Genomic DNA, 11435 nt, shown 5'->3' on the forward strand with positions numbered 1-11435 from the left:
CTCGAGTCTCGAGGCCGAAACGGCGAGACCAAGGGGGCCTCAACCCCGCGACGCCGAAGGCGGCGCCAAAAAACACAGCACCTTCGCGAGCGGGCCGGCATCTCACACCTCTGCGGCCCGGTCGCGTCCGAACCGGAGAGCGTGCGGTCGTGTCCGGGTCTGGTTCGTGCCCACCTCCCCGGAGCCCCAGGCGCTCCCGCTGCGCCCCGGTCGTCCGGCCGCCGGAACCCTGTAGATTCCTGTGGGTTGTCGGGGTGCCCGGAGGGGTGCGGCGGGCTGGTTACGGAAGTGGGTGTCTCGCGCGATGGTACTGGCGGCGTCGATGCGTGTCGTTGCTCGGATGCTGGTGCCGGTGCTCGCCGGGCTGGCCGTGTCCTGCGGTGCCGATGAGGCCGAGCCGCTGGTGGTGGGGGCGCAGGGGTCCGCCGAGTCGCGGGTACTTGCCGACATCTACGCGCAGGCGCTGGCACGCACGGGCGCGGCGGTGCGGGTCGAATCGGGGCTGGGCAGCCGGGCGGACGCGCTGGCGGCGCTGGACGCGGGGACCGTCGCGGTGGCCCCGGATCACAACGGCGCGCTGCTGACCGACCTGAACGTGGGCGCCGAGGCCACGACCACGAAGGCTGTCACCCGCGAACTGAACGGGTCGCTGCCACAGGGCACGGTCACCTCCGATCCGGCCGACGGCGCCGATCTCGAACCGCGGGTGCTGGTCACCACCGCCGTCGCCGAGCAGCGTGGAATCGAATCGGTGGAGCAGTTGGGCGCGCAGTGCGCGACCCTGGCTGCCGGGGTCGCGGCAGTGCCGGGGCTGGTGGAGCTGCCGGAGGTCGCGGGGAAGATCGAAGGTTGTGAATTCGCCTCGACCGAGGTGTTTCCCGAGCCCGGCCAACTGCGGCGTGCGTTGCTGGAGGGCCGGGTCCAGGCCGCGGTGCTGGCCGGTCCGGCCGAATTCCTGCCGGGCGGTACCGAAGGGCTGAAGGTGCTCGCCGACCCGGCGGACGCGATCAGACCGGAGAACCCGCTCGCGCTGGTGCGCAAGGGGGCGTTGGACGATCGGCAGCTGGAGAAGTTGAACTACGTGGCCGGTGAACTCACCACCGATGAGCTCGCGGCCCTGGTGTTGCGGGTGCGGGACGAGTCCGCGGATCCGGGGGTACTGGCCCGCACCTGGCTGGACGCGCACGGTCTCTGACCAGGACTAGGATCGGTCCGATATGCCCGGAATGTTGGCGCGGCGCCCGGCGTCGTACCTGGAGTCCGGAGTGACCACGGCATGAGCAGGCCGCGGCTGTCGTGCCCCATCCGTACGGTGGGCCGGTAGTCCCAGGTGGTGCGCCCGTGCGGCGCATCGCGACAGATCCACGAAACGGCGCATCGGGCGCCGCTCGACAGGAACGGAAGCTATGCCCACTCAACGCAATCCGTGGCTCGCATTAGGTGCGCTGGTCGTCGGATTCTTCATGATCCTGCTCGATGTCACCATCGTGGCTGTCGCGAATCCGGCGATCATGGCCGATCTGCACGCCGATATCGCGCAGGTCATCTGGGTGACGAGCGCTTATCTGCTCACCTACGCCGTGCCGCTGTTGATCACCGGGCGGCTGGGCGACCGGTTCGGGCCCAAGAACATCTATCTGTTCGGGCTCGCGGTGTTCACGCTGTCCTCGTTGGCGTGCGGGCTGGCCGGTGATATCGAGACCCTGATCGCCGCGCGGGCGGTGCAGGGGCTGGGCGCGGCGTTGATGACCCCGCAGACGATGGCGGTGATCACCCGGACCTTCCCGCCGGACCGGCGGGGCGCCGCCATGGGTATGTGGGGCGCGGTCGCCGGGCTGGCGACGCTGGTGGGTCCGATCCTGGGTGGTCTGCTGGTCGACGGTCTCGGCTGGGCGTGGATCTTCATCGTCAACGTGCCGGTCGGGGTGGTGGCCTTCGCGCTCGCCGTCTGGCTGGTGCCGGCGCTGCCGACGCATGAGCACAAGTTCGACCTGGTCGGCGTGGTGCTGAGCGCGGTGGGCATGTTCCTGCTGGTGTTCGGTATCCAGGAGGGCAATACGAGCGACTGGTCGGCGAAGATCTGGGCGATGATCGTGGCCGGGATCGTGGTGCTGGCCGTCTTCGTGGTCACCCAGGCCCGCGGGTCGGGCGAGCCGCTGTTGCCGCTGCCGCTGTTCCGGGACCGCAATTTCTCGCTGTCGAATCTGGCCATCGCCAGTATGGGTGCGTCCGTCACCGCGCTGATGGTGCCGATCTACTTCTATCTGCAGGCCGTCCACGGTATGTCGCCGACCCGGTCGGCGCTGGTGCTGGCGCCGATGGCCGTGGTCACCGGCTTCGCCGCGCCGGTGGTGGGCCGGCTGTCCGACCGGATGCCTCCGCGGATCATTCCGACCGTCGGGTTCTCGGTGTTCGCGCTCTCGGTCTTCTGGTTCGCTCTGGTCATGCGGGATCCGCACGCGAATATCACCTGGATGGTCGTGGCGGGCGCGGTGGCCGGCGCCTCGAATGCCTGTATCTGGGCGCCGCTGGCGACCACGGCCACCCACAATCTGCCCATCTCCCAGGCCGGCGCGGGCGCGGGTGTCTACAACACGACCCGTCAGGTCGGGTCGGTGCTCGGTAGCGCGGCGATCAGCGCCCTGATCGCCGCGCGGATGAGCGCGGCGGGTCTGAGCGGCGCCCCCGCCGGGGAAGGGATGGGTGCCGGTCAGGTGCCCGAGCCGGTGAAGCAGGCGTTCAGTACCGCATTGAGCCAGGCCACTCTGCTGCCGGCCGCGCTGCTGCTGGTCGGGGTGGTCGCCTCGGTCCTGTTCATCCGCTTCCAGGCCGGTGACGCGCCGGACCGGAGCGCCCTGGATCTGGACAAGGCGGACTCGCTCACCGGTTAGCCCGGCGCGGGACCGAATCCGAACGGCCCGGTGAGCGTACGCTCACCGGGCCGTTCGCATCGCATTGCGGGGATCAGCCGTAGATCTTGTCCACCTCGGTGGCGTACTGCTTCATGACGACCGCCCGCTTGAGCGACATCTTCGGCGTCAGTTCGCCGGTTTCCTGGGTCCAGTCCGTGGTCAGGATATTGATCTTCTTGATCTGCTCGGCCTTGGAAACCTTCTTGTTGGTCTCGGCGACCGCGGCCTCCACCTCGGCGACCAGGGCCGGGTTCTCGACCAGTTCGGCGATCTCCACCTCGGCCGCGATGCCGTTGCGTTCCTTCCAGCCCGGCAGTGCTTCCGGGTCCAGCGTGACGAGTGCGCCGATGAACGGTTTCCCGTCGCCGACCACCATCACCTGGCCGATCAGCGGATGCGCCCGCAGCTCGTCCTCCATGGGCGCCGGGGAGACGTTCTTACCGCCCGCGGTGACCAGGATCTCCTTCTTGCGGCCGGTGATGGTGATGAAACCGTCGGCGTCGATGGCGCCCAGGTCGCCGGTCCGGAACCAGCCGTCGGCGAACGCGTCGGCGGTCGCCTGCTCGTTGCCCCAGTAGCCGGCGAACACCACGGGACCGCGCAGCAGCAGTTCGCCGTCCTCCCCGATCTTGGCGGCGTGGCCTTCGAGCGGACGGCCGACCGACCCGACGCGAATGTGGTCGGGGGTGTTGACCGAGACGGCGGCGGTGGTCTCGGTGAGGCCGTAGCCCTCGAAGATGGTGACGCCGACACCGCGGAAGAAGTGTCCGAGCCGGGCGCCCAGCGGGCCGCCGCCGGAGACGGCGGCCTGACAGTTGCCGCCGAGGGCGGCCCGCAGTTTGCCGTAGACGAGCTTGTCGAACAGTGCGTGCTTGGCCCGCAGTACCAGGCCGGGCTTCCCGGAGCCCAAGGCCTCGCTGTAGGCGATGGCGGTGGCCGCGGCGGCGTCGAAGATCTTGCCCTTGCCCTCGTCGTGGGCCTTCTGTTTGGCGCCGTTGAACACCTTTTCGAATACGCGCGGCACCGACAGCACGAAATCGGGCCGGTGCTCGGCGAACTGCTGGACCAGCGTGCTCCAGTCGGAGGTGTGCGCCAGGGTGACCTTGGCGTCGAAGGCGGCCAGGCTCACCGCGCGGGCGAAGACGTGCGCCAGCGGCAGGAACATGAGCGTCTTCTTGCCGGGCGTCAGGAACGACGCCAGCGCGATCCGGTCGGCGCGGGATTCGGCCCAGAGATTGGCGTGGCTGAGCATGACGCCCTTGGGCCGGCCGGTGGTGCCGGAGGTGTAGATCAGAGTGGCCGGGGAGGCCGCCTTCACCTGGGCGCGCCGGTCGTGGACCGCCTGCTCGTCGACTTCGGCACCGCGCCGGACGAGTTCGTCGATCGCGTCCTTGTCGATCTGCAGGGTTTCCCGCAACGCGGTCAGTTCGGCCGGATCGATCTCGTCGATGACGCCGCGGTGCTTGTCGTTCTCGACGACCAGCAGCGCGGTGGCCGAATCCTGCAGGATCCAGCGCGCCTGTTCGGCCGAGGAGCTGTCGTAGATCGCCACGGTGCAGCCGCCGGCCGCCCAGATGGCGAAATCGAGCAGGGTCCACTCGTAGCGGGTGGCGGCCATGATGGCGACCCGGTCGCCCAGTTCGATACCCGAGGCGATGAGGCCCTTGGCCACATCGGTGACCGCTTTCGCGAACTCCGCGGCCCGCACATCGCGCCAGCCGCCCGCACCGTCGGGGACGTTGAACATCACCGCGGCGGGGGATTCTTTCGCGTAGCGGAACACGTTGTCGGAATTGTTCGCGTCCTCGGGGATGGTGTAGGAAGCCGGGGCTTCGAACTCGCGCATCATTGCCTTTCCCTGTTTGCCAACTCGTCGGTAATTTACGCCACCGGAATGGGGCGGGGCGCGGGCCACCGGTAAACGCCCTGGATTTCACCCTGAAACCAGGGCGAAACGCGTCCCGATCAGGCTTTCATCCTAGGTCGCGCAGCGGTAGCTGATCGACGGCTTGCCGGAGGAAATCGGCCATTTCGGTCAGTGCCGCAGCAGCTGGGCCCACCAGGGCGGCCTGTAGCTGGGCGACGTGCCAGAGGCCGCGGCTCTCGGTGAACGAGACGCTGACCCCGGCCGCACGCAGGGCCGCGGTGAGATCGACGCACTGCGGGTGCAGTAGTTCGTCGATATCGGCCTGGACGTATACCGGCGGCAGCCCGGCGAGGACACCGTGCAGCGGGGCGTAACCGGTATCGGCGGGATCGCCGGTGCCGAGGTAGGCCGCGGCGCAGGCCCGCGACCAGGGTCCGTTGACGACCAGATCGCGGGGGCGTTCGGCGGGCTGGTTCGGATCGACCCACGGCGCGATCAGACCGAGCGCGGCGGGGGTGTGGCCATGCCGGGCGATGAGCCGCTGGGCGAGCGCCAGCGACAGTCCGCCGCCGGCCGAGTCCCCGGCGATCGCGATTCGTTCCGGGCGGTAGCCGTGTTCGGCGACCAGTTCGAGGAAGGCGGCCTCCGCGTCGTCCAGTGCCGCCGGGTAGGGATGTTCCGGTGCCAGCCGGTAGCCGAGGGCGTAGACCGGTAGCCCGGTTCGGGCGGCGAGCCGGCCGTTGAGCGAGCGGTGGGTGGCGAGCGAACCCACGGCGTATCCGCCGCCGTGCAGGTACAGCACGGCGGCGGGTTCGGCGGGGGCCGGGCCGGCCGGTGCGAGTCGCTCGGCCGGGCGGCCGCCCAGGCGGATCCGTTCGACTCCGACGCCCGGCGGTACGGGCTGCAACGCCGAACCGGCGTCGATCAGGGCCCGCTGGACCCGCCAGGGCAGCCGGGAATGCAGGGCCACCCGGTACATCGAGCCCAGGACGGCCCGCGCCAGCGGCAGTGGCAGCGCGATATCTCGCATGTCGTTCCTTCTCCGGTACCGATCAGGGCAGGAAACGCCGTTCGACGCCGACCGCGATGCGCTGGTAGCCGGCGGCGGCGGTACGGACGAACAGGTCCAGCAGTTTGGCCTCCCAGCCGATCAGCACCCGGCCGCGGCCCTTGCGGACACCGTCGACGATGGTCTGCGCCGCCATTTCGGGACTGTGGATGGCGAGGTACTTGTCGAACATCGAGCTGGCGTTCGCGCCGTCGATATCGTCGCTGTAGGTGGCGTTGCGGGCGACGGCGGTCTTGATACCGCCGGGGTGCACACAGGTGACCTTGACCGGTGCGCGGTCCACCAGCATCTCCTGGCGCAGCGCCTCGGTGAAACCGCGGACCGCGAACTTGGCCGAGTTGTACGCGGCCTGCCCGGGCACCGCGATCAAGCCGAAGAGGCTGGATACGTTCACCACGTGACCGTCACCGGATTCGAGGAGGAACGGCAGGAACGCCTTGGTTCCGTTCACCACACCCCAGAAGTCGACATCCATGATGCGTTCGATGTCTTTGAAATCGGTTTTCGCGATATCGCCGTGGTGGGCGATACCGGCGTTGTTGTAGATCTGGTGCACGACGCCGAAATGCTGTTTCACCGCGTCGGCGTAGAGCAGTACGGCCTCGCGTTCGGCCACGTTCAGCCGGTCGGATTTCACCTCCGCGCCGAGTTCTTCGCAGCGGCGGGTGGTTTCGGCCAGGCCTTCGGTATCGATATCGGAGAGGGCCAGTTTCGCGCCGCGCCGGGCGAGGTTGACCGCCAGCGCCCGCCCGATCCCGGACCCGGCTCCGGTGATCACACAGACTTTGTTGCGGAAGTAGGAATCATTGCTCACGGTGCGGTCACTACTTTCAGATCAGGTCGAGCGGGGGCATCGGCAGCCGTCGTCGTATCGTAGGCGGCCACGTCGAATTTCCTTGTGATCCGGCGGAATTCGAAGGTGAAGTCCGGCCAGAGGGTCGTGTTGTTGCCGTGCTTGTCCAGGTACCAGCTGGCGCAGCCGCCGGTGCTCCAGACGCTCTTGGTGAGCTTCTTCTGCAGGCCGGAGTTGTAGGAGTCCTGCGCCGAACGGCGCACCTCGACGGTGCGCAGACCCTGGCTTTCGAAGGTGGCCAGCGCGTCGGCGATGTAGTTGATCTGGGATTCGATCATGTACACCATCGAGGTGTGGCCCAGGCCGACATTGGGGCCGAGCAGGAAGAACATATTCGGGAAGTTGGCGATCGCCGAGCCTTTGTAACCCTGCTGGCCGATCTCGTCGAACACCTCGGTCAGGCTGCGGCCGTCGCGACCGTAGATGGTCTCGTAGGCGGGGGAGTCGGTGACGTGGAAGCCGGTGGCGACCACGATCGCGTCGACCTCGCGTTCGGTGCCGTCGGCGGTGACGATCGAGTGCGCGCGGATCTCGGCGATCCCGTCGGTGACCACGTCGACATTGTCGCGGTCCAGGGCGGGGTAGTACTCGTTGGAGATCAGCATGCGTTTGCAGCCGATGCGGAAGTTCGGGGTGACCTTCTTGCGCAGTTCCGGGTCGCGGATCTCCCTCGCCAGTTTGGCCTTGGCCAGGGCTTCGAAACCGCGCATCAGCGGCGGGAACTTCGCCAGGCCGACCACCTGGGTCTCCCGGGCGGCGTAGATCGCGGCCCGGGACAGGCGCTGTACGCCCGGGATGTGCTTGAACGCCAGCCGCTCGGGCGCCAGGTAGGGGCGATCCAGCCGGGGCAGCAGCCAGGGCGCGGTGCGCTGGTAGACGTCGAGGTGGGCGACGCTGCCGGCGATGGCCGGAACGATCTGGATGGCCGAGGCGCCGGTGCCGATGACCGCGACGCGCTTCCCGGCGAGGTCGGAATCGTGGTTCCACCGGGCCGAGTGGAAGATCTCGCCCTCGAAGCTGTTGATGCCCTTGATATCGGGCAGGTTGGGCTCGCACAGCGCGCCGACCGCGGAGACCACGGTATCGGCGGTGAAATCGCCCTTGCTGGTGGTCACCTCCCACTGCGCGGTCTCGCCGTTCCAGCGGGCGCCGGTGACATCGCAGTCGAAGAGGTGCTTGTCGCGCACGTTGTACTTGTCGGCAACGCCCTGGATATAGGCCTGGATCTCGCCCTGCCGGGAGAACGACCGCGACCAGTCCGGATTCAGGGCGAAGGAATAGGAGTACAGGTGCGAGGGCACATCGCATGCGGCGCCGGGATAGGTGTTGTCACGCCAGGTCCCACCGACATCGCTACCGCGTTCCAGTACGAGGAAATCCTCGCGGCCCTGCTGGGTCAGCCGGATGGCGAGGCCGAGGCCGGCGAAACCGCTGCCGATGATGATCGTCCGCAGATGACGGGTGGGCTGGTTAGCGACAGCTTTGTCTGTAACCTTGCGACTCATGTAATGAGCGTAAGGGCTTATTGAGTCGCAGTCAACAGTATTGAACGGCATTCAGTAGGATGGACGGGTGAGTACGAGCCCGGAAGCACCCGCCAAGCGCGTCCGATTGAGCCCGGACGAACGGAAGACGCAGCTGATAACGCTCGGCGTGAAGATGCTCGGCGAACGGGCGATCGAGGACATATCGGTCAGCGAGATCGCGGCGCAGGCGGGGATCTCGCGCGGACTGCTGTTCCACTACTTCCCCACCAAACAGGACTTCCAGCTCGAAGTGGTCCGGCACGCGAACGCCGAACTGCTGGCCCGCGTCGTCCCCGACCCCACGCTGAGCCTGTTCGATATGCTGCGCGACTCGGTGGGCCGCTATATCGACTACGTCAGCGAGAACCGCACCTCGTACCTGGCCCTGCTGCGCGGCCCCACCAGCTCCAGCCCGGAGTTGGCCGCCATGGTCGAGCAGACCCGGCAGGCGATCGTCGACATCATCCTCACCCAGGTGCCGCTGTCGCCGGAGGAGCGCGAGCAGCCCCGGCTGCTTCTCGTGGTTCGCGGCTGGGTGGCTTTCACCGAAGAAACCACCCTGTCGTGGCTGCGCGGGGAACCCATTTCCCGGGACGAACTGATCGAACTGCTCGTGGAGTCGTTGCTGGCGCTGTCGATGGCCGTGAACCCGGCCCTGGCCGCCGCCTTGCGCGCCTGAGGTCCAGCCGCACGCCGCGCCCACGCCCGAGTGCTGCGGAACAAGCTGCGATGCGGTCACGGTGCCGGGCGCGCCGGTACGGCCTCCGGGTGTTCCGGTGCCCGGTCCAGATGGGGCAGCAGCAGCGGTGTTATCAACAGCAGCACTCCGGCGAGTGTGACCGCCAGGCGGATTCCGATCCATGCGGCGAGCAACCCCCACAGTGCGGTGACCACCGCGATGGTGACCTTCTTGCTCACCGACCAGGCCGCCAGCGCGCGGGTCGCCCGGTCGGCCGGTAATTGCTCCAGCCGGTAGGTGGCGAAGACCGGGTTGAACACGGCCATGCAGACGATCACGGCGGTCTGGACCACCAGGACGAGTACCAATCCGCCGGTACCGGCGGTGACGGCGCCCAGTGCGACCGGCCAGCACACCCGCAGAATCCCGGATATCCGCAGCACGCGCCCGCGTCCGTACCGGTCGACGAGCCGGGGCGCGAGCCGTGCCCCGAGCAACCCGCCCAGGCAGGGCAGCGCGAACGCGAGCCCGAATTCCCAGGGCGCGAAGCCGAGCTGCCCGAGCATGAGGACCGACATCAGCGGCTGAGTCGCCATGATCAGCGCGCCGACGAGGGCGTCGTTGCAGAGCAGCGGGCGAAGGCCGGCATGGCCCAGGACGTATCGCCAGCCCTCGAACTGCGCGCCCGGACGAGGTGCGTCGGGGCGGGCCGGACGCGGTTCCCGGTCGCCGATCGCGCGCAGGCCCGCCGCCGAGGCCAGATAGCTCAGGCCGTCCGCGACCAAGGTGGCCATCGGGCCCAGCAGTCCGACCGCGGCGCCACCCAGCGGCGGCCCGAGCACGATGGCGGTCCAGTTCGTGGATTCGAAGCGGGCATTGGCCACCAGCAGATCGTCCGGCGCCACCAGGCTCTTCAGATAGGCGCCGGACGCGGCGGTGAAACCGATATCGGCGGTCGCGGCGATGATCGCGACCACGAGTAGTTGCGTGAACCCGAGTGCGCCGAACGCGAAGGCGATCGGAATGCTCAGCAGTGCCGCGCACCGGATGAGGTCCATGGCGATCAGGACCGGCCGCTTGCGGCGGAACTCGACCCAGGGCCCCAGTGGAATCGCCACCAGGGCACCGACCGCGAGGCCGGCCGCCGCCAGTATCGAGACCTCGGCGGGCCCGGCGTGCAGGACGAGGACGGCGACGAGGCCGAAGGCGTTGAACGCCAGTGCGGTACCGAAACGGCTTACCGCGTAGGCGGCCCACAGCCAACCGAACTGCCGTCCCAGGGACCGCCCATTCGCCATTCCGGCGCACCTCTCGCTCGTCCGTCCTCGCGATGACCTGCGCGAGCAAAGCAGAAAGCGCGGGCCGCGATCAAACAACCGTGGCGGTACCCGGGCACAACCGTTCGTTGTATTCCACGGGTGGTTTACCGGCGAGGCGGACCCCGGTGAATCCCGCAATTATCGAGAGCGATATATTCGAGTGGGAAGGGTCGGAAATTGCTTCCGGGTGGGCGTGGCGCTGATTCATTTCTCACTTGTGGCGCCGCCTGTTCGTACCCTGGATTCGGTGTTCACGCGCGCCCGGCCGGGCGCTGCGAGTTCGGGGGAACTCCTCGACGCCCGACCCGGTGAATGCCCTTGTGGCCGAACCCGACCGGGAAGGATGTCTGCGCGCGCCGCGGCCCGTCCTGCCGCGATCCCCCTCACCCGAACCCACGACGGCCGATTCCGGCGGTTTTCCGCCATTCGGCTTGACGCGGTGTGGATCGGGATGTCACTATCAAAATAGAAAGCATCGGAAAACGGATGCTTTATTTTTCATGTCTCTCGACATTCGACGATTTCGTGTGTAATTTAGGACTTCGCGCCGGGGCGCGTGCTGTCCGACTCTCGAAATACGAAACCACCGTGGAAGCGGCGCATTCTGCGTTTCGCTGCCACGGGTTGTCGTCGAGTCCTGTCCGGACGGCTTCCGCCCGCGGTGCGCGATCCCAATAACGCCCACTGACAAGCAGATACGTGACGCCCGTACCGCACAGGTATGGGCGGCGTGCGGTGCTGGAAGGACGCATCTTGGTACTCCCTGATCAGAACGAGGTCGTTGCCGCGGCATCCGCCGGAAGCCGAATCCCGGGAAGGCCCGAGCGGCTCTCGTTCGCCAGAGTCCGTGAGCCCCTGGAAGTACCGGGGTTGCTGGAGATCCAGACCGAATCGTTCGGCTGGTTGATCGGTGCGACCGCCCAGCGGGAACGGGCGGCCGCCCGCGGCGATTCGTTCACGGGCGGCTTGGCGGAGGTACTCGCGGAGGTCGGCCCGATCGAGGATTTCGCGGCGACCATGTCGCTGACCCTGTCCGAGCCGCGCTTCGAGGAGGTCAAGGCCTCGGTCTCCGAATGCAAGGACAAGGACATGACCTACGCGGCGCCGCTGTTCGTCACCGCGGAGTTCATCAACAACAACACCGGTGAGATCAAGAGCCAGACGGTTTTCATGGGTGATTTCCCGATGATGACCGACCACGGCACCTTCA

General features: G+C 67.9%; 8 protein-coding genes and 1 pseudogene. 4 read left to right on the forward strand and 5 right to left on the reverse strand.

All coding sequences use genetic code 11. The features are described 5' to 3' along the window. Positions 1-322: 322 nt before the first annotated feature. Both ACLML9_RS24335 and ACLML9_RS24340 read left to right on the forward strand, forming a co-directional pair. The gene (locus tag ACLML9_RS24335) at positions 323-1195 is read left to right on the forward strand and encodes a glycine betaine ABC transporter substrate-binding protein (protein WP_411947698.1); all 873 of its coding nucleotides are present in this window, start codon (positions 323-325) and stop codon (positions 1193-1195) included. A 211-nt stretch (positions 1196-1406) separates the two neighbouring features. Continuing rightward, complete coding sequence (locus ACLML9_RS24340) at positions 1407-2891, forward strand: DHA2 family efflux MFS transporter permease subunit (protein WP_411947699.1); 1485 nt, start codon at positions 1407-1409, stop codon at positions 2889-2891. Positions 2892-2964: 73 nt separating this feature from the next. Here ACLML9_RS24340 and ACLML9_RS24345 read toward each other — a convergent pair whose 3' ends face one another. From ACLML9_RS24345 to ACLML9_RS24360, 4 genes are all read right to left on the reverse strand, one after another. Further along, a complete protein-coding gene (locus ACLML9_RS24345) occupies positions 2965-4758 on the reverse strand; it encodes an AMP-dependent synthetase/ligase (RefSeq protein ID WP_411947704.1) in 1794 nt (597 codons plus the stop codon). A gap of 127 nt (positions 4759-4885) precedes the next feature. Beyond that, positions 4886-5809 (reverse strand): alpha/beta hydrolase, encoded by a 924-nt coding sequence (locus tag ACLML9_RS24350; protein WP_411947700.1) that lies wholly within the window; start codon positions 5807-5809, stop codon positions 4886-4888. A 22-nt stretch (positions 5810-5831) separates the two neighbouring features. Then, positions 5832-6662, reverse strand: coding sequence for an SDR family NAD(P)-dependent oxidoreductase (locus ACLML9_RS24355; protein ID WP_030522037.1), 831 nt, complete (start codon positions 6660-6662; stop codon positions 5832-5834). Further along, positions 6659-8206, reverse strand: a complete 1548-nt coding sequence (locus tag ACLML9_RS24360) for a flavin-containing monooxygenase (RefSeq protein ID WP_411947701.1) — start codon at positions 8204-8206, stop codon at positions 6659-6661. The genes ACLML9_RS24355 and ACLML9_RS24360 overlap by 4 nt, the downstream gene beginning before the upstream one ends. Positions 8207-8273: 67 nt before the next feature. Between ACLML9_RS24360 and ACLML9_RS24365 the strand changes: the two genes are divergently transcribed. Beyond that, a complete protein-coding gene (locus tag ACLML9_RS24365) occupies positions 8274-8906 on the forward strand; it encodes a TetR/AcrR family transcriptional regulator (protein WP_411947702.1) in 633 nt (210 codons plus the stop codon). A gap of 56 nt (positions 8907-8962) precedes the next feature. Here the strand turns inward: ACLML9_RS24365 and ACLML9_RS24370 are convergent, their stop codons facing one another. Further along, complete coding sequence (locus tag ACLML9_RS24370) at positions 8963-10204, reverse strand: MFS transporter (RefSeq protein WP_411947703.1); 1242 nt, start codon at positions 10202-10204, stop codon at positions 8963-8965. Positions 10205-10960: 756 nt separating this feature from the next. Here ACLML9_RS24370 and ACLML9_RS24375 point away from each other — a divergent pair. Next, positions 10961-11435: pseudogene (locus ACLML9_RS24375) on the forward strand (DNA-directed RNA polymerase subunit beta); the annotation flags it as partial.

The sequence above is a fragment of the Nocardia sp. NPDC002869 genome (genome assembly GCF_046764065.1).
GTDB lineage: Bacteria > Actinomycetota > Actinomycetes > Mycobacteriales > Mycobacteriaceae > Nocardia > Nocardia rhamnosiphila.